Here is a 23860-nt window from a genome sequence, read left to right as displayed (position 1 = left end):
GATTTCATTTCTGAAATCGGCCCTGCAATCAGGAAAAATGCTTCCTTATAACATTGAATACATCGTTTTCGATAATCTTGTTGCCATATTCATCAAGACGATGAATTGTCACGCTTGATTCCTGCCCATATTCGAGAAGGACACTTAGAATATTATCAATTTCCTCTTCGTCTTCGAAATCTTGCTCAGGAAATTCAATGTATAAATAATACTTGTCAGAATAACTATACAAGCTTGTTTTAATCTTATCGATCCCCGGCCGTTTTGATAGCGAGATGACATCCTCGAAATCCTTAAAATGCAATAAGAATTCAAGATCATCCTCGAACGAATTCTCTTCATCATCAAATCCTTTTGGATTAAATTGATGGTCAAGCAGCTCTTCGATTCGCTCATCAACTGGCATATCCTTCATTTTATCGTTTGGAAGCGGCAGTTCAAATTTCGGCCCATCCTTCGACAATTGAGCCTTTGTAACCAATACCTCCAGACCTTTTTCCAGGGCCTGGACCTGGATCCATAATGGACCTTCAACAGTAAACTCTTCTTCTGCATGGACTTCATCCATCATCTCCCAGAAGAGTTCCTCACTGCGATCGCGGTTATACCAGATTTCTTCCCGGTCAAACCCGCGTTCCTCTATGTCCATATATGAAATGTAGAACTTTACCGTATTCTCATTAATGCGCTCGATTTCCATTCGCTTTCTCTCCCTTCCAGGCAAAGATTTGAAGGGACTAAATACCCCCAAAAGCAGTTGGTCCATATCTTTTACCCTTAATAAATGAGTCTGAATCACCTTGTGTTTATTAAAGGAAGGTAAATAGAATAATCTTGTACTTTCATTTTATGTTATAATCAGCCATTTTGGAAATAAAATATGCACCCATTTTTACAAAAGGCTTTTTTATTATTGTTTAGAGTCCTGCGTGCAATGCACTGGTTTGATACCAGAGAAATTTCACGCAAACAAAGGCAACTATAAAATTAAAGTATTCTTTACATTTTAGCAGAAACCTGCCTTGATTTCAATTTGTCTGACTGTCTTTGATATGCGGTATAACATGTATAGTGGTAAACGATGAAATGTTGTCCGAAGTAAGCCTGGATTCGGACAGCTTTCGTGGTAAACGAAGATAAGTTGTCCGAAGTAAGTGCAAGTTCGGACAGCTTTTGCGGTAAACGAAGATAAGTTGTCCGAAGTTAGCCCAGGTTCGGACAGCTTTTGTAGCAAATGAAGAAAAGCTGTCCGAAGTAAGTGCAAGTTCGGACAGCTTTCGTGGTAAACGAAGATAAGTTGTCCGAAGTAAGCCTGGGTTCGGACAGCTTTCGTGGTAAACGAAGATAAGTTGTCCGAAGTATGCCTGGGTTCGGACAGCTTTCGTGGTAAACGAAGAGAAGTTGTCCGAAGTATGCCCAGGTTCGGACAGCTTTTGTAGCAAATGAAGAAAAGCTGTCCGAAGTATGCCCAGGTTCGGACAGCTTTTGTAGCAAATGAAGAAAAGCTGTCCGAAGTAAGTGCAAGTTCGGACAGCTTTCGTGGTAAACGAAGAGAAGTTGTCCGAAGTTAGCCTGGGTTCGGACAGCTTTCGTGGTAAACGAAGAGAAGTTGTCCGAAGTAAGCCTGGGTTCGGACAGCTTTCGTGGTAAACGAAGATAACCTGTCTGAAGTAAGTGCAAGTTCGGACAGCTTTCGTGGTAAACGAAGATAAGTTGTCCGAAGTAAGCCCAGGTTCGGACAGCTTTTGTGGTAAACGAAGAGAAGTTGTCCGAAGTTAGCCCAGGTTCGGACAGCTTTTGTGGTAAACAAAGATAAGCTGTCCGAAGTAAGTGCAGGTTCGGTCAGCTCCTGTGGTAAACAAAGAAAAGCTGTCTAAAGTATTAGTGAAAATAACAAGCTGGACAAAAGCCCAAATCAAAAAAAGCTCCCAAAATTGGGAGCTTTATAATTTAATTGACTAAGCGCTGTGCTTCGCGCAATTGGAATGTGCGTACTTTGCGCGGAAGGAAACGTCTGATTTCATCTTCATTATAACCAACCTGCAGGCGCTTTTCGTCGATGATGATCGGGCGGCGAAGTAATCCTGGGTTTTCTTTGATTACTTCGAACAATTCCTGTAAAGGCATTGTCTCTAAGTTAACATCTAATTTTTGGAATGTCTTCGAACGGGTTGAAATGATTTCATCAGTTCCATCCTCGGTCATTCGAAGTATTTCCTTTATTTCATCAATTGATAAAGGCTCAGAAAATATGTTTCTTTCAGTGTATGGAATTTCATGTTCTTCAAGCCATGATTTTGCTTTTCTGCATGAAGTACAACTTGGTGAAGTGTATAAAGTGACCATTGGTAATTCACACTCCTTAAGATTTACTTATATATTATTTGCTTCAAATGAGCTGTCATTTATTAAATAATAATAAGTTTAATTTTATAATTCATATTGTTTATTATACACCATGAAGAGGATAAAAGGTATCCTTTTCATAAATTTAACGCGGTGACTATGTAAGAATTTTTGTCCTTCTTTATATATAACGAATGAAATAGAAAAAAGTTTCAATAAAAAAGAATAATTTTCATCTCCCTCTGATTTCAATCTATATAAATATTCGTGAAATTCCAGGCGGGTCTGTCCGTCAGTGCACAAAATCATAATTTAATTATATTTACCCGCATTTGATCTGCTTAAACATTTTTTTATTAATTTTTTTGATTCTCAATTAAAACTATCAAAATGAAAACGCAATCAGGTCAAATACACCTGATTGCGTTTAGGATCAAAGGTCTTCCAGTAAATCATCCCGTCTATCTTCAACCGTCAATACTTCGTCTACCGGCTGGTAGGACTCTCCGTAGAATGTCTTGTCTTTGTAGGTATGGATCATATTATAGGTCTTCTTCATTGCTTCATACACTATATCTTCAGAAGCTTCGTTTGGCGACCAATATAAAATTTCCATTTCATTGATTTCATTTGTTGCCAATGACCTGCGTCTGTATCCAACCGTCCTGGCATGCTCAAACCCTTCCCTTTTGTAAAAGCGAAGACGTTTTTCCGTATCTGTGTCTTCATAATTCACCGGCTCCACTTCGAGGATGATCGGCTTCCCTTTATCCTTGAGCTTTTCAATCAGTTTATGTCCAAGCCCCTGGCCACGAGTATCCTTTGAGACAAAAAGGTAATCAATGAATACGAAATCGTCGGTTTCAACATACATAAGGACATGTCCTGGTCCCTCGTCCTTATGATAAATTTCCGGACGCTCCTTTAATAATGTTTCCATGTGTTCCTTCGATTTCATTTCCTCAATAGGGAAATACTGATTTAATTTTTCATACCAATGCATTGCTTATCTCCTTTTCATTTTTATTCCATCCCGATAAGCACCCAGCTTTTCTTATATACTCATGATCACAATGCTCGTATTATTTTTTCTTTATAAAGTTCTTTTAATACGCTTACAATTCTTTTAAAATAAAGATGTACGGATCATGCATTTATATTTACCACAATCATGAAATTGTGAAAAAAAAGGTGGAGGTTTATCATGGGCGGTTACATAATGGATTTAACTATCGTTGCTTTGCTGATCGTGGGAATTACCGCAACAATTGGTGTCATTACGAATGGAGTCGGCACCAGATTCTTTAGTGGGAATAAAAGAAATGAATTCGTCAATCAATCAACCAGGTTGCAAAACGGCTGGAAAAATGTTGGCGGCAGCAAGAAGTAATCCACATCATCTAATATTATAACTTATTATAATGGCGATTATCTAATAATATGAAAAGCCTGGACGGATTCATCAATCCGTTCAGGCTTTTTGTTTGCTTATGGTGTGTAATCCACATTCGGAGAATATCTGTTGCTGGCATTCCATAATAAGTATTCATTGATGCCCTGATCCTTAAGTGCTCTTATCTGGTCTTCTACTTCCTTTTTGCCATACACAATGTAATTCCCGCTGCCAAGCCACGATGCTGTGAAATCCTGAAGCCACGGACGTGATACCGGAGGAGTCTTCAATTCAGCCAGTTTGTTTTTCTCCATCTTGGCATATTCCTCGACAAGACGGTATGGCTGAGTGTCAGGCTTTGCAATTCCAAAATATGAAGTCCAATGGCTAGGATAAATCATCGAAGAAATGACATCGACATTTTCCGAGATTTTCGAGAAATTCTGGCCAATGCCCGGAGCTTCCGGAAGTGTTGCTGTATAACCGAATATATCTACAGATACCTTCACATCATAAGGTTTTAATTCTTCACGAGCATAAGCGACGAAATCGGTCACAGCTTTTACTCGTTTTTGGATATTATCCATCTCGATATTCTTGTAATCTCCCATTGAATACTTAAGGGTGCTGTCTCGCCGTTCAAACCCTTCAGGGAATCGGACATAGTCAAATTGGATTTCCTTGAAACCCATTTTAGCGGCTTCTTTCGCGATTTGGACATTATAATCCCAAACATCTTTGACAAACGGATTGACAAAAGCTTCTCCTCTGCCGTTCTTCCAAACTTCATTTCCATCCTTATATGACCATTCAGGCTTCTTATTTGCCAGTGCAGTATCTTTAAAAACAACCACCCTGGCAATCGGATAGATTTTCTTTTCTTCCATAGTCTTTAGCATTTTTTTGGGGTCCTTGATATATGGCTTTCCAATCTCTTTAAATGGAGAGTCATCACCCGGCTTGTATGTAAGAAAACCATGATCGTCTTTTATATCGATTACCATCGCATTTAAATCCGTCTCATCGACTAGTTTCACCAGACTGGAAAACTTCTCCCCTCCTGCTGAATTACCGGTAACATAGATTCCCCTGACTGCATCCGGATACTCAAACTGATAACCAGAGTCAAATTTGAACCTTTCCAGCTGTTCTGGTATTTCCCTGACCAATGACTGGTGTTCCCTGACTGGAAGTTTCTCCGTTTCCAGGGGTTTCGATTCAGCAAAAACTGTTCCGCCTGCTTGCGAAAAAGAGGCAGCCAAGAGTGCTGCTGCTGCGATTTTTTTAAACTGCACAAACACCTCTCCTTTCAAAACGCACATCAATTATTTCTATATATATATTGTTATTTCTATTTTACCCACTTTCGACAGATTTAGATATTATAGAGTAATATTTTCATATGGAATTTATTCCCTCTTACTGAATTAAGCAAAAAAAAGGCGATCTCAAATTAAGAGATCGCTTTAATTATTTTACATATTGTTGCTGATATTGTTTTAGTTCTTTTTCAGAGCAATAAACATAATGCCCCGGGACAACCTCACGCATCTTCACTTCTTCTCCATCAGCATACTGATGTACATTCGGATCATATGTTTTGCGGCGGCGTGTACGCTCAGATTCAGGATCTGGAAGCGGAATTGCCGACAGCAAGGATTGAGTATAAGGATGCAGTGGATTTTTGTACAATTCTTCAGCAGTCGTTAATTCAACCAGCTTACCAAAGTACATTACACCAATTCGATCACTGATATATTTTACCATTGAAAGGTCGTGTGCGATAAACAAGTATGTTAACCCTTTTTCACGCTGCAGTTTCTTCATCAGGTTTACAACCTGTGCCTGAATGGAAACGTCTAATGCGGAAATTGGTTCGTCTGCAATAATAAATTCCGGCTGCACGGCAAGTGCACGTGCAATTCCGATACGCTGCCTTTGGCCGCCTGAAAATTCATGTGGGTATCGGTTGGCGTGTTCTCTGTTTAAGCCAACAGTTTCAAGGAGTTCATATACCCTTTCCATTCTTTCCTTCTTGCTTGTGGCCAGGCCATGAATATCGATGCCTTCAGCAATAACATCGGATACTTTCATCCTTGGATTCAGGGATGCATAAGGATCTTGGAAAATCATTTGCATACTTCTGTTGAATTTCTTTAAATCTTTTTTACTTTTCTTGCCGTGTACGTTTTCACCTTTGTAAAGGACATCTCCATCTGTTGCTTCGTAAAGCCTGATGATTGTGCGTCCAGTTGTGGACTTGCCACAGCCTGATTCTCCAACCAGTCCAAGAGTCTCTCCTTTAAAGATATCAAAAGTAATTCCGTCAATCGCTTTTACTTCATTTGGTTGACCAATATTGAAGTATTGCTTCAGATTCTTTATTTCAAGAAGTTTTTCTCTATTTTCCATCAGCCAGTCCTCCTCCTACAGTTTATTTCATGCCCATGAATTTGCGCATTCTGCTCTTCACAGCTTCCGGTGGTTCTACCTTAGGAGCATCCGGATGCAACAGCCATGTAGCAGCATAATGTGTATCGGACACTTTAAACATTGGAGGCTGTTCTTCTAGATCAATTTGCATTGCATATTCATTTCGTGGTGCAAAGGCATCACCCTTCGGCGGATGCAATAAGTTTGGCGGTGTTCCAGGAATTGCATATAGCTCTTCTTCCTTAGCATCAAGACTTGGCATTGAACTGATCAATCCCCAAGTATAAGGATGCTGCGGATTGTAAAACACTTCGTCAACAGTTCCAATTTCAACTATTTTACCACCATACATTACGGCAACCCTGTCTGCTACGTTCGCGACAACACCAAGGTCATGAGTAATGAAGATAATAGAAGTATCAATTTTTTTCTGCAAATCCTTCATCAATTCCAAAATCTGCGCCTGGATGGTTACATCCAATGCAGTTGTTGGCTCATCAGCAATCAGGACCTTTGGATTACACGCTAATGCAATCGCAATAACAACCCTTTGTCTCATACCGCCAGAGAATTGGTGCGGATATTGCTTGATTCTTAATTCTGGTTTAGGAATACCTACTAGCTTCAACAGCTGTAATGCGCGTTCCCTTGCCGCGGATTTACTCATATTTTGATGTTTGATCAGCGGCTCCATGATTTGCTTGCCAACAGTCATTGTTGGATTCAAGGAAGTCATAGGATCCTGGAAAATCATAGAGATATCCTTACCGCGAATCTTTTGCATCTGCCTGTCAGTTAAGTTTGTCAGGTCTTTACCTTCAAACAAAATTTCTCCCTGCTTGATTTCGGAATTTCCTGGAGGCAGCAACCTCATGATTGCCTTTGTCGTTACAGATTTGCCTGAACCAGACTCACCTACAATTGCTAGTGTTTCTCCCTTTTTCAGTTCAAAGTTCACACCGCGGATTGCTTTTACTTCGCCCGCAAATGTATGGAAAGAGATATTTAAATCTTTAACCTCTAAAATATTTTCCATTATATTCACCTGCCCTTTTAATCGCGCATTTTCGGATCAAGCGCATCACGCAATCCGTCTGCCAGCATATTGAATGTAATCATGATAAGACTGATGATAACAGCTGGGATGATCATCTCATGTGGATGCAATCTTAATACTTTAAATCCTTCATCAATTAAAGTACCCAATGAAGCTAGTGGGTCCTGCAGACCAAGTCCAATAAAGCTTAGGAATGCTTCAAAGAAAATCGCGTTTGGAATAGTAAACATGGTGTTAATAATAATGACACCTGCAAGGTTAGGAAGTAAATGTTTGGAAATAATCTTCCCGTCAGAATTACCTAATGTTTTAGATGCAAGAACAAATTCTTGTTCTTTTAGCTTTAAAACCTGTGCACGGACAACACGTGCCATTCCAACCCAACCCGTTATAGTCAGAGCGACAGTAATTGAGATGATACCTGGCTGAAGTACAAGAATCATTAATATTACAACGATCATTGTAGGAATACCAACAAGGACTTCTGTGATCCTTTGCATGACATTATCCAGACGGCCGCCATAATACCCTGATACCGCTCCATAGGCAACACCAATAATCATATCAATCAGCGCTGCAAGCAAAGCAATATACAAAGAGATTTGGGTTCCCTTCCAAGTACGTGTGAAAAGGTCGCGTCCTAACGCGTCAGTACCAAACCAATAATACTCGTCTACTTTTTTAACTTCATACAGATTAATTTCTTTGCCAGCTTTATTTACCTTAACTCCATCAAAAGGGAGCCAACTGATATTTTCAAGCCCCTGGATTCTTGGCGGCAAATTATTATGGCTGACTTTTTGTGTATCAAAATCTTTTCCACTAATTAAAGGGCCAATGAAGGCCATTAAAACAAGCAGAACCATAACAATTAAACTTGCCAGTGCACCTTTGTTCTTACGCACACGCATCCAAGCATCCTGCCAAAAGGTTAAGCTTGGCTTGTTAATTTCTTCGCTTTTAGCTGAATCAATGATTGCAGGCTGAAAGCGATCTTTTGAAATTTTCGTTTCAAGATTAGCCATTACTTTTTACCTCCTGACAGTCTGATCCGTGGATCAATGATTCCATATAAAATATCCACGACAAGGATGATCACTACAAATAAAGCAGCAAATAAAATGGTTGTTCCCATGATAACAGGGTAATCATTAACTGTAATAGATTTTACAAACTGCTCTCCTAAACCAGGAATAGCAAATATCTTTTCTACTACTAGTGAGCCTGTCATCAAAGAGATAGCCAAAGGTCCGAGTACGGTTACCAAAGGAATAAGTGCGTTCCTCAAGGCATGTTTTACTGCGATTTCATAGTAACTTGCGCCTTTTGCTTTAGCAAGAAGAATGTAATCCGACCCTAAAACTTCAATCATTTCTGTTCTCATGAATCGGGCTGAAATTGCTATTGGGAAAATAGATAATGCAATGGTTGGCAGGATTGTATATTCAAATCCTTTCCAGAATAGCACTGGGAACCAGCCTAATTTTACAGCTACAAAATATTGAAGAAGACCAGCAAAAACAAAGTTTGGAACAGCCTTGCCCAATACTGCAATAAATGTTGCACTATAATCTACCCATGTATTTTGTCTAAGAGCGGCAAATATACCGAGTATGATGCCTAATAAGGTACCAACAATCATAGCCTGAGCACCTAATTGCATGGATGGGCCTAGACGCTTGATCATTAGGTCCGTTACAGGTGTGTTATTAAATTGAAATGAAATGCCCAGATCTCCTTGTAGCAGGTTGCCAATATATTTAGCATATTGTACAGGCACTGGCTGGTCCAACCCATACTTAGCTTTCATTATTTGCAATTGCGCAGGCGGCAATTTAGCTGCACTCGCAAATGGCGTACCCGGAATGATTTTCATTAAGAAAAACGTTATGGACGCAATAATGAAAAGCGTTAAAATCATAAAGAGAATCCTTTTAGCCAGGTATTTTCCCATAGTGTGCACCTCCTATATTGTTTCAATTTTCCCTATTGTTCGACAAATGCCATACAGGGAAAAAGAGAGTATATCTAGATATACTCTCTTTCTATCATCAGAATTATTACCTTCTGAAATAAGAAACTGCTTTAGTTATTATTCTGCTTCAGTAATCTTAACCCACTGGAAGCTATAGTCAGGACCGTAGTTGTAGATCGCAAGACCTTTAACACCTGGGTTCAATAGGATGTTAGCAGCACGCTGGTAAACTGGTGCTAAACCATAGTCTTCTCCAAGCATGATTCTTTCAGCTTCCTGTTGTGCTTCCCATTGAGCTTTTTCATCAGTTGCAAGTTTGCCTTGAGCATCCTTGATCAGCTGATCGTACTTAGGATTTGAATATCCCATTCTGTTGCTTCCGCCATCAGTGATCCAAAGGTCAGTGAACGATAATGCGTTACCGTAGTCAGGACCCCATCCAGCGAATTGAAGATCATAATCCATAGCGTTGTCACGCTCTAGACGTACTGCGAAAGGAACACTTTCAAGTTTGATAGTCAAACCTGGAAGGTTAGTTTCCAATTGGTTCTTGATGTAAGCGTCAGTTTTCTTAGCTGCTTCAGTGTCTCCACCAAGGTAGCGAAGCTCAAGCTTATCTACGCCAAGTTCCTTAAGCCCAGTTTCCCAAGCCTTTTTAGCTTCTTCAGCATTGAAAGTTACAATGTCGCCATTCTTTTCACGGAAATCTTCGCCGTCAAGAGTTACGAAATCTTTTGGTACGAAGTAGTTAGCAGCAACGGAACCATTGTTCAGGATGCTTGCAGCAAGGTCTTCTTTGTTGAAGCCCATTGCGATTGCTTTACGGATGTTCACGTTTTTAAGAGCTTCGTTCTTCTGGTTCAATTTGATCCAGAATACAGTTGGCTCCATCCAGCTAAGCATACGCTCGTCGCCTTCGTATGAAGGAACGATATCAGAAGAAAGCAATCCAGTCATGTCTGTTTCGCCAGCTTCAAATGCGTTTACAGCAGAGTTTGAATCTTTTACTACGTTTACAGTGATTTTCTCAAGAGTTACATCTTTAGCATTCCAGTAATTCTCGTTCTTTTCAAGTACCCACTCAGTGGCATCAGTACCTTCCCACTTAGTCATCTTGAAAGGTCCGTTGTAAAGTAAGTTTTCAGCATTGCTTGCGAAAGCTTCGCCTTTCTCTTCAACAAACTTCTGGTTTTGCGGATAGAATGTTGGGAAAGCGAATAGGTCAGCCCAGTATACTACAGGCTTATCAAGAGTTACTTCCAAAGTCTTGTCGTCAATTGCCTTAACGCCAAGTGTATTAAGGTCGTAGTCTTTCTTTTTTGCTCCAGCTTCAGTGATTTCTGCAGCACCCTTGATCTTGCCGCCCATCATGTAAGGACCATATGGAGAAGCAGTTGCAGGGTCGATTGCGCGCTGCCAAGCATACACGAAATCATGAGCTGTTACAGGCTCGCCGTTAGACCATTTAGAATCACGAAGTTTGAAAGTGTAAACAGTCTTGTCTTCGCTGATTTCTGGTTCGCCATCAGCAAGTGCAGGTACTGGCTTGTGGTTCTGGTCAAGGCGGTAAAGACCTTCACCTACGTTGTTTATGTAAGTGAAACTTGTAGAACCTTCAGCTAGGACAGTGTCCATTGTTGGGATCTCGGAAGAATCCAACATTCTTAATTCTTGTGGTACGTTAGCAGTTTCTTCGCCTGTTGTGCCTTCATCAGCAGGCTTTTCTTCTCCAGTTTCTTTCTTATCTCCGCTGCACGCAGTCAGAAATAGAGAGAATACTAGAGTCAAAACTAATAGCAATGAAAATTTAGACTTTTTCAAAGTTTTGCCCCCTCTTTTTTGTTGTTTTCTGAAAACTTTTTACATTCCCTATTATACATAGATTAATTTAAATGTTCAATATTTTTGCGAGAAAAATTTACAACTTTGAAACAATAGTAATAAATTTCCTGCTTGATTTATGTTATAATGGTGACTTATAAGCCTTTCTTTAGCAAAATCAATATGTTGCCTATTGTAATATTTGAGTTTTTTAGAGACTTTATTTGAGATATTACTTTTATAAAATAGTAATTCAAGGGAGAATCGGTAAAATGCGCAATAGAGTTGGGAAAATTTTTTTTGGTTTTTTTTCATCGCAACTAATAATTCTCATCCTCTCTTTACTCTATCATAGGAGTTTAACCTTACTGAGTTATATCGATATTTCATTTTATATTGCTAGTGCACTATTATTCACTTCATTAATTGTCTATAGTGTCAATTCAGGATTCTTTGACACAATGTCTTATTCGTTCCGGACCGTTTTTTCAAAGAAGGAAGACGGTGAGAAGAAAAAGTCTTTTGAAGATATGACCCCTTTGTCTGAGTTGGTCACCTTCAATGCGAATCCTCTTCTCATCGTCGGCCTTCTTGATTTAGCCTTAATGCTTGCAGCCCTTTACGTTTACTATTTGTAAATTAATCCTGATCCACTTGCTTATGATATGAAATTTGATTATAATTATTTTTAATAAATCTTTAAAAGCAATGAAGAAGAATAGTACATTTGTTCAAGGCTTCTCAGAGAGTTTGTGGTTGGTGAAAACAAACAGCCTGGCATTTGGAATGGACTTCCGAGCTTCTGGTTCGAAACTAAGTAGATCCAGGCGTAAATCCTGCGTTAAAGGAAGCCATGCTTCATGAGCATGGGCAGAGTGACTCATTCGTGAGTAATTAGGGTGGCAACACGGACCATTCGTCCCTACATATTAGGGGGCGAATGGTCTTTTTTGTGTTCTTTTTCCCTTGCAATCAGGAAAAAGAATCATAATAGAAGGAGGAATTTTTTATGCAAACCATTTTTTCCGGCATCCAGCCGAGCGGAACGATTACACTTGGCAACTATATCGGGGCAATGAAGCAATTCACGGAATTGCAGGAAGAGTACAATTGCTACTTCTGTATCGTTGACCAGCATGCGATTACTGTTCCCCAAGATCGGCTGCAGCTCCGCAAAAATATCAAGAGTCTCGCAGCCTTGTATATCGCATCCGGAATTGACCCTGAAAAGGTTACTCTCTTCATACAATCAGAGGTTCCGGCACATGCTCAGGCAGGATGGATGATGCAGTGTGTTGCTTATATCGGTGAACTCGAAAGAATGACCCAGTTCAAGGATAAGTCTTCAGGAAAAGAAGCAGTTTCAGCAGGTCTTTTGACATACCCGCCTCTTATGGCAGCTGACATTCTTTTATATGGAACAGACCTGGTACCTGTCGGTGAAGACCAAAAACAGCACCTTGAACTTACAAGGGATCTGGCAGAACGATTCAATAAAAAATACAACGACATTTTTACAATCCCTGAAGTCCGGATTGCAAAAGTCGGAGCAAGGGTAATGTCCTTGCAGGATCCACTGAAAAAAATGAGCAAGTCTGATCCGAACACCAAAGCTTTTATTTCAATGCTGGATGATCCTAAACAAATTGAAAAGAAAATCAAAAGTGCTGTTACTGATTCAGAAGGAATCGTGAAATACGACAAGGAAAATAAACCAGGCATCTCCAATCTTCTTTCGATTTACTCCATTCTAACCGGCAAATCTGTTGCTGATCTTGAAAAGGAATATGAAGGAAAAGGTTACGGAGATTTCAAAGCAGACCTTGCAAAGGTTGTAGTGGATGTGATTGAACCGATTCAGAAAAAGTACTATGAACTGATTGATTCCCCTGAACTTGATGTAATTCTTGATAACGGCGCTGAAAAAGCAAACCAAGTCGCAAACAAGATGGTCAAGAAAATGGAAAACGCCATGGGTCTTGGCCGCAAGAGAAAATAAGCAGAAAAGGAGCTGGCATGTACCAGCTCCTTTCTGTCTTTTTATTAAAGAATTTTTCAACCCAAACTTCTCAAGACACTGGTCTTAAAACAAAAAGAGCTGATTTCATCAGCTCCTAGTTCACTTTTGGACCGTGCTCCATCTCCCATAATTTTTCAAAGAATGCCTGGCCCTTTATGATATTTTCACAGAAATTCTCATGCTTTCCTGACCAGCCGAATTTTGTTTCATCATATAATCTTTCCCATACCTCTTCAAAGGAAAGCTGTTGGATCTCTTCATATTGTTCAGGTTTCCATTCAGTGAACCAGTAGCGAACTTCAGCTACGTTTTTAGAAGAGTTCAACTGGTCCATCGCCATAAACAACAACTGCTTCAATTGTCTTTCTTTCCGGGTCAATCCCCTCATTAAATCTGGGGAAGGCGATAAGATATGGAAATCCTTCAGAGCAGTTTGGTCATTGAACCCATACTGAATCGTATCCTGATTTTCAATCATTTCATAAACTAGCTGTTCCTGTCTTGGAATCAGCCGGCTTTTGCGTATTGGGATATTGTAACCGATGGTATCTACAGCAAGAATTCCTGTTCCATCAGAAACAACGAAACAATAATCAAGCTGTGTGCGTTCATGATTTTTCCTCAAGTATGCCTTGCGGTAAATGTCATCCAGAAGCTGTTGAGGCAACTCTGATAAATCGTTCTCAATGTAATTAAATAATAGATGGTCAATTTTCAGCAGCGGCACCTGGTCAAGGAGCTCAACTCCATCATCCTTGCGCCACTCATGAAAGTGGCAGACATTATAGCCGTTCTCTTCCCCTTCGAACCAGTTTACCCAGACATCATGAAGATACAACATGATTTATAACCCCTCACTTCAAGAAACTGTTTGTCCATCAGTATGGGCAGCACCAAGTAAAATTATTCCTTAAAAGGAAGATCAATTTTCCTCATGATTATGTGGCCAGTATATACTTAACCAGATGACGCTAATTCCCGCTGGAAGAAGATAACACTCCACCCTCCGAGATATAAAGGCTAAATACTCATCAACTCCGTGCCCAGCCGTAATCATATTCAAATAAGCGATCGTGCTGATTCCCCCCGAAACAGCTAAACCAAAACCAATCGTCAAAACAAACAACCTAAAAATCATCAAATTGGCTCTTTTCACAATTGACATTTACATCATACAACCTACTCACCCCGGCCTGTCCATTTTATATATACATATGAAGGAAGTGGGTAAGACAGTACAGGAAGCAGAATTAATTGTACATGCAGTTGGGTAGGAAAGTATACTAATTGTCCGGGCTACTTTTGACAGAGTAGAACGCACCTGGGTCACTTCGGATATTTTGAGCGCCTACGCTTGCTGTTTTGTCCGAACTGAGGTGACTTCAGACATTTTAAGCAGTCTGGCTTGCTGTATTGTCCGAACCTGGGGAGACTTCGGACATTTTAAGCACCCACGCTTGCTGTTTTGTCCGAACCTGGCGCGACTTCGGACATTTTGAACGCCCTCGCTTGTTGTTTTGTCCGAACCTTGGGTCACTTCAGACATTTTGAGCGCCCGCGCTTGCTGTTTTGTCCGAACCTGGCGGGACTTCAGACATTTTGAGCGCCCACGTTTACTGATTTGTCCGAACCTTGGGTGACTTCAGACATTTTGTTCCCCAAATGCTTGTTATTTTGTCCGAACCTGGGGAGACTTCGGACATTTTAAGCGCCCACGCTTGCTGTTTTGTCCGAACCTGGCGCGACTTCGGACATTTTGAGCGCCCCACGCTTGCTGTTTTGTCCGAACCCGGCATCACTTCGGACATTTCGAGTACCAACTCATCCTGTTTTGTCCGAACCCGGCACCACTTCAGACATTTCGAGCGCCCGCGCTTGCTGTTTTATCCGAACTTAAAACACGTTCCGCGCGCTAAACCTAGAAAAATAGCCAAAATAAAAAATCTACCTGTGTATGGTAGATTTTTTAACGGCGTGATCTTGGGTTCAATGCGTCTTTCAGGCCTTCACCTACGAAGTTGATGGACAAAATCGTCAGTGTGATGGCAAGGGCTGGTGGAATCCAGATCCACGGCTTTCCTTGTAATACGTCTGGTTCATTTGCGAATGCAAGCATGTTGCCCCAGCTTGGGATTTCAGATGGTACACCAAAACCAAGGAAGCTTAGTCCTGTTTCTGCGACAATCATGGAAGCAAACAAAATTGTTGCTTGTACGATAATGGTAGAAAGGACGTTTGGAAGCAAATGCTTTGTGATTACTTTGAATGGTGAACATCCGATGGAAATGGCAGCAAGAATGTATTCATTCTCTTTTTCCGCCAAGATCTTGCTTCGGACAATACGTGCTACCCCGCCCCAGCTCAGCAAACTGATAACCATGATCAGGATAACAAGACCATTGATTTTACCATAGAAAATTGTAGCCAATACGATAACGAATACCAGGAATGGGAAGTTCAGGACGAAGTCAGTAAAACGCATCAGCATACTGTCCACGATTCCGCCGAAGTATCCAGCGATTGAACCTACAATTGTTCCAAAAATGATAACGAATAGTGTACAGCTAATTCCGACTAGAAGGGATACCCTTCCGCCATACAATAATCTCGTGAAAACATCCCGGCCATTTTTATCCGTTCCCAGCCAGTGCTCTGCGGATGGCTTCAAGGACATTTGACTGATATTGATTTTCGTAATATCGATTGTAGTGATGTATGGAGCCAGGAAAGAGACAACGGTAACGATAATCAAAAAGATCAGACTTGTCATCGCAAGCTTGTTCTTAATGAACTTCTTGCGAGCAATGGCCCAAGGAGACAAGCCTTTTTCCGGCTTCAGGTTAATCTGTGTATTTTTTGCTGTAGAAACTTCCATAGCCATCCTCCTTAATCCAGCCTGATCCTTGGATCAACAATTCCATATAGTATATCTGCAACCAGGTTTCCAAACAAAGTCAAGAATGAGAACATCATCGTCAATGTCATAAGAACCGGATAGTCTCTTTGACTGACAGAGTTCAAGAATAATTGACCGATTCCAGGATAAGTGAAAATCGTTTCGGTGATGATTGCTCCACCAACGAGTGCTACGATATCAAATCCAAGGAAGGTAATCAGCGGAATGATTGAATTACGCAAAATATGCTGATTGTAAATTTTCTTTTCAGGTGTTCCTTTAGCTCTTGCCGTTCTTACAAAGTCCTTACGGCTGTTTTCTATAATGTCATTACGCAGGAATTGCGTATAGCTTGCAGTACTCAATAGACCTAAAACAAGTGCTGGTAAGAATACATGGTGTACTCTGCTTAACCAGTATGCAGCTGTTCCTTCTGTCGTGGATATATCAACCGATCCGTTTGAAGGGAACCAGCCTAAATTGAATGAAAAGAAATAGATGGCAAACACACCCGCAACGAATGAAGGCAGTGCCAATCCTATATAGTTCGCGGTGCCTATGACGTTGTCGCCAATTGTATACGGCTTTCTGCCGGCATAAATTCCCATGATAAACGCTAGAATATAAGTGATTAAAATACTGGAGAAACCAAGAAAAATAGTATTAGGCAAACGTTCACCAATGATTTCACTCGCTGGGATTTTATAACGGGTCGATTTCCCGAAATCTCCCTGCATGAAGTTTGAAATCCATGTGAAATATTGAATGTGGATTGGGTCATTGTAACCAAGCTTCTCGCGCATCTCTTCTATGTATGCCGGATCCGTATTATTCGGATCGATCTCCCCACTGAGTGAGTCCCCTGGCATAAGTTTCGCCAGGGAAAACACTACGATGGAGATAAGGAAAAGCATAGGAATCATTCCGAGTATGCGTCGTAAACTGTACTTAAGCATATGCATTCTCCTTAACTGAATAGGTGGTACTTAGCAATTATTGCTTGATCCACCATTCATGAGGTGAGTTAGAACCAGAAACGTCGAACTTAACGCCTTGAACGCGCTTAGCAACAGCCATAACTTCTTCTAGTTCAAGAATTGGAAGTGCTGGTACTTCTTCGTTGAAGATCTTCTGCCAGTCAGCATACAATTGTGCACGCTTCTCAGTGTCAGTTCCTACAACTTCAAGGTCAACAGCATCTTCAAGAAGCTTTTGAGCGTCGTCATTTACCCAACGAGGGTAGTTCCATACAGATTCAATGCCCCAAAGTGGTAGTGGATCTGGATCAGCGCCAGTTCCCCATCCGCCGTAGAATACTTCTAGAGCTGGGTCATCTTTTTCAAGTTGATCGTAGTAAAGGTTAACATCAGTCATTTGAAGCTCAGATTTCAAGCCAACTTCTTCCCAGTACTGAGTCATAGCTTTAGCACGTGCTTCGAAAGTTGGGTTGCCAGTTGCGTAGTGAGAGAACTTAACAGTGAACTTCTCGCCTTTTGGATCTTCACGGAAGCCGTCTCCGTCCTTATCAACATAACCAGCTTTATCAAGAATTTCTTTCGCTTTTTCTGGGTTGTATTCGTATTGGATCGGCATATCTTCGTTAGGTGCTGCAATCCAGTGTGAAGATGGGATTGGACGGTTAAGCGGTTTGCCTAATCCGCTGAAGAATGCATCTGTCCACGCTTGGCGGTCGATTGCGAACAGCATAGCTTGGCGCAATTCTTTGCTTGCGTACTTATCTTTGTCCATTACGTTTTTCTTGCCATCGTATTTACCAAGTTTGAAACCGATATAGTAGTAAGATAAGCCAGGATATTTTACTACTTCAACATTGTCAAGCGCTTCAATTTCAGGAAGAACTGTTGGGTGGAATGGAGTCATGTCAAGTGTTCCATTCTTAAGTTCACCAGTTGTAAGTGAAGTATCGATAACTTTAACAATGATCTTTTCAATATGCGGCTTGCCTTTCCAGTAGTCTTCATTACGAGTAAGCTCTACTGATTCACCAGGGATAACCTTCGTTACCTTGTAAGGGCCAGTTCCTACAGGCTTAGTACGAACCTGCTCAGAAGCAGCCATGTCTTTAGGGTCGATTCCTTCGAATTCCTTGCGAGAAAGCGGGTAAGCCCAAACATTCTCAAGGTTGTTTACGCGAGCTTTGTCAAAAGTGATTTTCAAAGTATAGTCATCAACTACTTCAAGACCTGAGATTTTGTCAGCCTTTCCTTCGTTGAATTCCTTAGCACCTTCGATTGTGTTAACGTTAGACCAGCGCTGGTGTTCTCCACCAAGTTTAGCAATAGTTTCAAGAGCGAATACCCAGTCATTAACTGTCAATTCTTCGCCATTGTGCCATTTTACGCCTTTTTCAAATGTGAAAGTGAAAACTTTGTTATCATCAGTCTTCCAGCTGGCGATGTTTGGCTCAGCCTTAAGGTTTTCATCATAGTCGATCAATGCATCGTCGAAGAATGCGATGATGTCATCGTCTCCGTCAGCATCGTAGAAGTTCCAGTTCAAAAGGCCTTTGAACTCAGAGCTTAAAGCGTAAGTCAATGTACCGCCATCCTGCGGTCCTGATTCTTCTGCAGCGTTGTCTTTGTCGCCGTCTTTCGGTTCGTTTGATGCTTTTTCTTTGTCTCCTCCGCTGCACGCAGCAAGGAATGTCGATAAAACCAATACTAGCATCGCTAGCCAAAGCAATGGTTTCTTCATGGTTTTCCCCCCGTTTTTCTTTTATTTTTTGTAAAAATTATGCCCTAGTAAAGGTGGCAAGCAACCTGATGTCCTGGCTTCACCTCCTTTAAAGCTGGCTTCACTTGGGAACACTCTGCCATCGCAGCCGGGCAGCGTGGGTGGAATGGACATCCTGTCGGCGGGTTCAGTGGACTTGGCACATCTCCCTCGAGAACGATCCTTTCTTTTTTCCTGCGCGGGTCTGGCATTGGAATGGCTGAGATCAAAGCCTGGGTATATGGGTGGAGCGGCTCAGCATACATGCTGTTGCGGTCGGCAATTTCAACCATATTGCCGAGGTACATTACACCGATCCGGTCACTCATATGTTTAACGACACTAAGGTCATGAGCGATGAATAAAAAAGTAAGATCAAATTCCTTCTGAAGTTCTTTTAAAAGATTGAGAACCTGGGATTGTACAGAAACGTCAAGTGCAGATACCGGCTCATCCGCAATGATGAGTTTTGGTCTCAACGCTAGCGCTCTGGCAATGCCGATCCTTTGTCTTTGTCCGCCGGAAAATTCATGGGCGTATTTATAATAAGCATCTTCAGGAAGACCTACTTTGTTCAATAAATCCATTACCTCATCCTTCAAGTCCTTCATGCTGACATTCTTGAAGTTCCTGATTGGTTCGGAAACGATGTCGCCAACCATTTGCATCGGATTCAGCGAAGCATATGGATCCTGGAAAACCATTTGGATATCCTGGCGGATTGCCTGGAGTGTTTTGCCTCTCAGTTTGGTGATATCCTTTCCTTCAAAAAGGATCTCTCCATCAGTAGCATTCAACAGGCGGATGATTGTCCTTCCCGTTGTTGATTTGCCGCAGCCTGATTCTCCTACAAGTCCAAGTGTTTCACCCTTCTTGATTTCGAAGGATACATCATCGACTGCCTTGACGTTTCCGATTGTACGTCTGAAGAAACCGCCTTTTACAGGATAGTAGGTTTTAAGATTCTTGATTTCCAGCAAATTCTCTTTTTCTACTAAAGTTGTATTGCTCATTATGCCTTGACTCCTTCTTTTGGCATACTTGCTTCATATAGAATGCACGCCACTTCATGACCTTGTTCAACCTCTCCAAGCTGTGGAGTGATGCTTGTACACTCTGGCATTGCTTTCGGGCAGCGGTTCGCGAATCGGCAACCGGTTGCCGGCATATTCTTAAGTGATGGAACAATTCCTTTGATTGAGCTTAATTCTTCTTTATCCTCATCCATTTTCGGAATAGCGCCCATCATCAGTTCAGTGTATGGATGCTTAGGGTTATAGAAAAGTGTGTCAACATCTGCCCGCTCAACGATCCTGCCGGCATACATTACGATAACCTCATCACACATTTCTGCGACGACGCCAAGATCGTGCGTGATCATGATGACGGACATATCATTTACTTCCTGGATGCTTTTGAGCAATTCAAGAATCTGCGCCTGGACAGTAACATCCAATGCTGTAGTAGGCTCGTCCGCAATTAGAAGCTTTGGCTGGTTCGCAATCGCCATGGCGATCATGACCCTTTGTCTCATACCACCGGACAACTGGTGCGGATACTCATCAACTATCTTTTCTGGACGTGAAATGCCGACGCTCTTCAATAAAGCTACGCTCTTCTGCCTTGCTTCTGCTTTTGAAATTTTCGTATGGTTGAACAAAACTTCCTGCAGCTGGAATCCTATCGTGAAAACTGGATTCATCGATGTCATTGGTTCCTGGAAGATCATCGAGATATCGCGGCCGCGGATTTTATTCATTTCTTTTTCTGACATCTTTTCAAGATGAACGCCTTCAAATACGATTTCTCCACCGCGAATCTTGCCTACTCCTTTTGGAAGAAGCTGCATGACCGAAAGACTCATTACTGATTTCCCGCACCCTGATTCGCCAACAACCCCGACAATCTGTCTTGGTTTGACAGCAAAACTAACCTTGTCTACAGCGTTATAAAATTCACCATCAATATTAAATGCTGTTTCAAGGTTCTTGACCTCTAGCAAAGGTGCTTCGTTATGTATTGAATAGTTGCTCATTAGGACACCTTCTCACATTTAAATAATAAAATATTCTGCATATTCGATATATTTTAATAAAATGTTATTACAGATTTGTTACATTTGCAATACTTATTTTTCAATTGGGAAATTTAATATTTTTCTAAATTAATAAAAAACCCTGCAATATCAGGGTTTTTTTAAAATAATTAAAATATTAAAATTTTAGCAACTTTGTAAATTCATTGGCAGGATAATAGAATGATGCTTTTTCAGAAAAATTTCCATGTTGCTTATATTGTTTTATAATTTCATAGCCCATGGCATAACCAAGGTGCCTTGGCTTGCTTCCCAACCCGAATAAAATTTGGTCATGCTCCCGATCATTCCGTGTTAGTGACAGCTTATTTTTAAGCTCTTCCTCCCAAAAGCCGGCCAATGTTTTTGTCGAATATCGCCTGCTCCATTCGCCAGTATATTCCACACCGCATTGGGTGGCGACAGCATGCTCTGCCAGACCTTCCAGAATGATTGAATCAAGCAGTGTATAATCAGCAGGACTTTTCTTTTGTGCCTGCATCCTGCATACATGATGGTATTCATGGACAAATAATGCTTCCAATTCTTTTATGTCTTCAAGCGGAGTCAGGAAAATAAACATTTTATCAATAAAAGACAAGCCTGACTTTTCGTTGCCTTCTTTCATCAACCTTGAATTGGTTACATCCATGGGGAAAATGAAAATCGGAATATCCGGCCCTTTCCATTTCCGTTGGTATTTACGAAAGATCTTTTCAGTTGCTGACCAGAATTTTTCTGATTTTAGTTCCTCAAAAATCTTTTTGCTTCTTCGCTCCGGCTTGTACATGCCAAAGTTCTTTAAATAACTGTATACTTTTTTGGCTTCAGCATCACCAGCAAAAAAAGCAAGCAGTTTTTCACATATAACCAGAGGCCTGTTGAAATCTGTTTCCAGCCATTCATCTGTCCTGACTACCCCATCTTACTCCCTCCAGAATTCAACTTTACAGCTATTCTATGAAAGCCACAGCCAGCCGTTCTAGAATTCGCCTATTTTGCACCTAAAATTTTCCCAACAAAAAAACCAGGGGAATCCTGGCTCTGCTAACACATACACAAATGAATGAAAGTCTATTTATTTTCTGGAATTACTCGTTAATCTTCGGGTCTAGCGCATCCCTCAGCCCATCCCCGACAAAATTAAAGCAAATGACAGTTAAAAGAATCATTAATCCCGGGGCCAGCGGGTACCACCATGATTTTAAAAGTATGGTGAAGTTCTGTGCGTCCTGCAGCATATTCCCCCAGCTTGCATGCGGCGGCTGAATGCCCAGCCCTAAATAGCTCAATCCCGATTCCGCCAGGATTACATAACCTACTGCAAGTGTAGCCGAGACGATGATTGGTCCCATGGCATTCGGCAGGATATGAGAGAAAATGATTGATGGCGTTTTTGTCCCAATCGTTTTGGATGCAAGGACAAACTCTCTTGACCTTAACGAAAGGAATTCACCTCTGACCAATCGGGCAGTAGTTGTCCACCCCAATAGCGCGAAGATCAAAATAAGTTTATCCACGCCCGGCTTGAAAATCGTAACCAATGTAATCAATAAGAATATGGATGGAATCGAAAGGATGATATCGACGAATCTCATGATCATCGCATCAACAATCCCGCCTACATAGCCGGCTACTGCTCCAAGGAAGGTGCCAATCGTAATCGACCCAAGCACGGAGGCGAAACCGACCAATAAAGAGATTCGGGCTCCATATAATAGTCTTGATAAAACATCTCTGCCAAACCTGTCTGTCCCCAGCCAGTGTTCACTGTTCGGCGCCTGCAGTTTTATTAGCAGGTTTTGTTTGGAAGGTGAATACGGGGCGATCACTGGCGCTAACAGTGCAGCAGTTATGATGATGATCAGGAAAATGCCGCCGAAAATGGCTAGTTTGTTTTTCATGAACTTCCTGACAATGATGCCAAGCATTGTATCATGCGAGGTGTTGACACCGTGCATTTCCAGACTGCCAGATTGTCCAGCTAGATTTGTTTTTGCCATGTTTACCTCCCTTAATACTCGATCCTCGGATCAAAAATTGCGTACAGGATATCGGCGATCAAGTTTCCGATGACGACAAACACTGCCGAGATGACGGTCAGCCCCATGATTACCGGATAATCCCGCTGGAACGCAGAGTCCACGAACAACAAGCCAATCCCTGGCCAGGTAAAGATTTTTTCAACAATGACCGCTCCCCCAATGAAGGAAGGAATCATCAGGCCAAAAATGGTGATGACCGGGATGAGTCCATTTCGAAGCCCGTGTTTATAGATGACTTTGTTTTCCTTGAAGCCCTTTGCTCTCGCAGTCCTCATATAATCCTGCTTGATCACTTCCATCATGCTCGACCTCGTATAACGTGTCAGTCCCGCCATGTCTGCGGCGGCAAGAACAAATGCCGGCATGATCAAGTGGTGAATCCTGTCCCAGAGACTGAATGGAGCATTCAGGGTTGCGACCCCTCCTGTCGGGAACCAATTATTCTGGACGGCAAAAACCATGATCAGGATCAAGCCGAGGAAAAAGTTTGGTGTTGCGACACCGAGGAATGATGTGATAGTCACTGAATAGTCGAGCTTCGAATACGGTCTGGTTGCCGATATGACTCCAAAGGGAATCGAAATCAACAATGCCAGCAAGGTGGAAACGACCATTAATAAAATGGTATTCGGCATCCTATTCATAATCATTTCTATTACAGGGACACCTTTGCGGATCAGTGAAGTGCCAAAGTCCCCTTGAAGCATGGCTCCCAGCCACTTCAAATACTGGATATGGATAGGGTCATTAAGACCGTATCTTTCCATGAACCTTGCCTTGTCCTCAGGGCTGATCGTCGGATCCATCATCAAGCTGGCAGGATCCCCGGGGGCCAGCTTCATGATGGCAAAAGAGACAATCGTAATGCCCAGCAGCAAAGGAATGGCCATCAATATTCGGCGAATGATATAAGATAGCATGGCAATTCTCCTTTTAAAATTAAGAGATTATAAGAAAAGCGCAAGCGCCTTGGTCTGCCCCGACAAGCGCTGCAGCTGGACAAAGACTAGCGCAAACTCTGCCCGCCTTAAGAAGCACGTCCTCCCAAAAGCTATTGCTTTCGTTCG

General features: G+C 41.5%; 22 protein-coding genes and 1 other annotated feature. Of the genes, 3 read left to right on the top strand and 19 right to left on the bottom strand.

Annotated features, from left to right (window positions below; translation table 11 throughout):
- Positions 1–28: 28 nt before the first annotated feature.
- The 3 genes from mecA to J7E38_RS04370 form a co-directional block, all read right to left on the bottom strand.
- Positions 29–700, bottom strand: coding sequence for an adaptor protein MecA (mecA, locus tag J7E38_RS04380; protein WP_214704875.1), 672 nt, complete (start codon positions 698–700; stop codon positions 29–31).
- Between the two features lie 1250 nt (positions 701–1950).
- Positions 1951–2346 (bottom strand): transcriptional regulator SpxA, encoded by a 396-nt coding sequence (gene spxA, locus J7E38_RS04375; protein ID WP_079508109.1) that lies wholly within the window; start codon positions 2344–2346, stop codon positions 1951–1953.
- Between the two features lie 433 nt (positions 2347–2779).
- Positions 2780–3349 carry a GNAT family N-acetyltransferase gene (locus J7E38_RS04370; RefSeq protein ID WP_214704876.1) on the bottom strand — a complete coding sequence of 190 codons (570 nt, stop codon included), beginning with the start codon at positions 3347–3349 and terminating at the stop codon, positions 2780–2782.
- 201 nt (positions 3350–3550) lie between these two features.
- Between J7E38_RS04370 and J7E38_RS04365 the strand changes: the two genes are divergently transcribed.
- A complete protein-coding gene (locus J7E38_RS04365; RefSeq protein ID WP_214704877.1) occupies positions 3551–3736 on the top strand; it encodes a hypothetical protein in 186 nt (61 codons plus the stop codon).
- Between the two features lie 98 nt (positions 3737–3834).
- On the opposite strand, the gene J7E38_RS04360 is transcribed toward J7E38_RS04365, so the two are convergent.
- From J7E38_RS04360 to J7E38_RS04335, 6 genes are all read right to left on the bottom strand, one after another.
- A complete protein-coding gene (locus tag J7E38_RS04360) occupies positions 3835–5034 on the bottom strand; it encodes a putative glycoside hydrolase (RefSeq protein WP_214704878.1) in 1200 nt (399 codons plus the stop codon).
- Positions 5035–5209: 175 nt separating this feature from the next.
- Positions 5210–6151 carry an ABC transporter ATP-binding protein gene (locus J7E38_RS04355; protein ID WP_214704879.1) on the bottom strand — a complete coding sequence of 314 codons (942 nt, stop codon included), beginning with the start codon at positions 6149–6151 and terminating at the stop codon, positions 5210–5212.
- A gap of 22 nt (positions 6152–6173) precedes the next feature.
- Positions 6174–7208 carry an ABC transporter ATP-binding protein gene (locus J7E38_RS04350; RefSeq protein WP_214704880.1) on the bottom strand — a complete coding sequence of 345 codons (1035 nt, stop codon included), beginning with the start codon at positions 7206–7208 and terminating at the stop codon, positions 6174–6176.
- Positions 7209–7225: 17 nt separating this feature from the next.
- Positions 7226–8254: an oligopeptide ABC transporter permease gene (opp3C, locus tag J7E38_RS04345; RefSeq protein ID WP_214704881.1), complete on the bottom strand. Its 1029-nt coding sequence runs from the start codon at positions 8252–8254 to the stop codon at positions 7226–7228.
- Positions 8254–9183, bottom strand: a complete 930-nt coding sequence (opp3b, locus tag J7E38_RS04340; RefSeq protein WP_214704882.1) for an oligopeptide ABC transporter permease — start codon at positions 9181–9183, stop codon at positions 8254–8256. The genes opp3C and opp3b overlap by 1 nt, the downstream gene beginning before the upstream one ends.
- Before the next feature lie 138 nt (positions 9184–9321).
- On the bottom strand, positions 9322–11025 hold the full coding sequence (locus J7E38_RS04335; protein WP_214704883.1) for a peptide ABC transporter substrate-binding protein: 1704 nt from the start codon (positions 11023–11025) through the stop codon (positions 9322–9324).
- A 272-nt stretch (positions 11026–11297) separates the two neighbouring features.
- Here J7E38_RS04335 and J7E38_RS04330 point away from each other — a divergent pair, with 272 nt between their 5' ends.
- Both J7E38_RS04330 and trpS read left to right on the top strand, forming a co-directional pair.
- The gene (locus J7E38_RS04330; protein ID WP_214704884.1) at positions 11298–11663 is read left to right on the top strand and encodes a DUF3899 domain-containing protein; all 366 of its coding nucleotides are present in this window, start codon (positions 11298–11300) and stop codon (positions 11661–11663) included.
- A gap of 61 nt (positions 11664–11724) precedes the next feature.
- Positions 11725–11952, top strand: a binding site (T-box leader).
- Between the two features lie 82 nt (positions 11953–12034).
- A complete protein-coding gene (gene trpS, locus J7E38_RS04325) occupies positions 12035–13024 on the top strand; it encodes a tryptophan--tRNA ligase (RefSeq protein ID WP_214704885.1) in 990 nt (329 codons plus the stop codon).
- Positions 13025–13139: 115 nt separating this feature from the next.
- On the opposite strand, the gene J7E38_RS04320 is transcribed toward trpS, so the two are convergent.
- The 10 genes from J7E38_RS04320 to J7E38_RS04280 all read right to left on the bottom strand — a co-directional run bounded on the left by J7E38_RS04320 (position 13140) and on the right by J7E38_RS04280 (position 23713).
- Complete coding sequence (locus J7E38_RS04320) at positions 13140–13886, bottom strand: YjbA family protein (protein WP_214704886.1); 747 nt, start codon at positions 13884–13886, stop codon at positions 13140–13142.
- Positions 13887–13967: 81 nt separating this feature from the next.
- On the bottom strand, positions 13968–14183 hold the full coding sequence (locus tag J7E38_RS24425; RefSeq protein WP_251030200.1) for a YuzI family membrane protein: 216 nt from the start codon (positions 14181–14183) through the stop codon (positions 13968–13970).
- Between the two features lie 828 nt (positions 14184–15011).
- Positions 15012–15920 (bottom strand): oligopeptide ABC transporter permease, encoded by a 909-nt coding sequence (gene opp4C, locus J7E38_RS04315; protein WP_144474554.1) that lies wholly within the window; start codon positions 15918–15920, stop codon positions 15012–15014.
- An 11-nt stretch (positions 15921–15931) separates the two neighbouring features.
- Entirely contained in the window at positions 15932–16897 is a 966-nt protein-coding gene (gene opp4B, locus J7E38_RS04310; protein ID WP_214704887.1) for an oligopeptide ABC transporter permease, read from the bottom strand.
- Positions 16898–16934: 37 nt separating this feature from the next.
- Positions 16935–18656 carry an oligopeptide ABC transporter substrate-binding protein gene (gene opp4A / locus J7E38_RS04305; protein WP_214704888.1) on the bottom strand — a complete coding sequence of 574 codons (1722 nt, stop codon included), beginning with the start codon at positions 18654–18656 and terminating at the stop codon, positions 16935–16937.
- A gap of 44 nt (positions 18657–18700) precedes the next feature.
- Entirely contained in the window at positions 18701–19687 is a 987-nt protein-coding gene (locus tag J7E38_RS04300) for an ABC transporter ATP-binding protein (protein WP_214704889.1), read from the bottom strand.
- Positions 19687–20709, bottom strand: a complete 1023-nt coding sequence (locus J7E38_RS04295; protein ID WP_214704890.1) for an ABC transporter ATP-binding protein — start codon at positions 20707–20709, stop codon at positions 19687–19689. The genes J7E38_RS04300 and J7E38_RS04295 overlap by 1 nt, the downstream gene beginning before the upstream one ends.
- A gap of 178 nt (positions 20710–20887) precedes the next feature.
- Complete coding sequence (locus J7E38_RS04290; protein ID WP_214704891.1) at positions 20888–21538, bottom strand: DUF2268 domain-containing putative Zn-dependent protease; 651 nt, start codon at positions 21536–21538, stop codon at positions 20888–20890.
- 301 nt (positions 21539–21839) lie between these two features.
- A complete protein-coding gene (gene opp4C, locus J7E38_RS04285) occupies positions 21840–22709 on the bottom strand; it encodes an oligopeptide ABC transporter permease (protein ID WP_251030215.1) in 870 nt (289 codons plus the stop codon).
- A gap of 53 nt (positions 22710–22762) precedes the next feature.
- On the bottom strand, positions 22763–23713 hold the full coding sequence (locus J7E38_RS04280; RefSeq protein ID WP_144474548.1) for an ABC transporter permease: 951 nt from the start codon (positions 23711–23713) through the stop codon (positions 22763–22765).
- Positions 23714–23860 lie beyond the last annotated feature (147 nt).

The organism is Bacillus sp. ISL-35 (assembly GCF_018613355.1).
In the GTDB taxonomy this organism is placed as follows: domain Bacteria; phylum Bacillota; class Bacilli; order Bacillales; family Cytobacillaceae; genus Mesobacillus.
The sequence above is the reverse complement of the archived record's forward strand: the minus strand, read 5'-3'. Positions and strand labels throughout refer to the sequence as shown.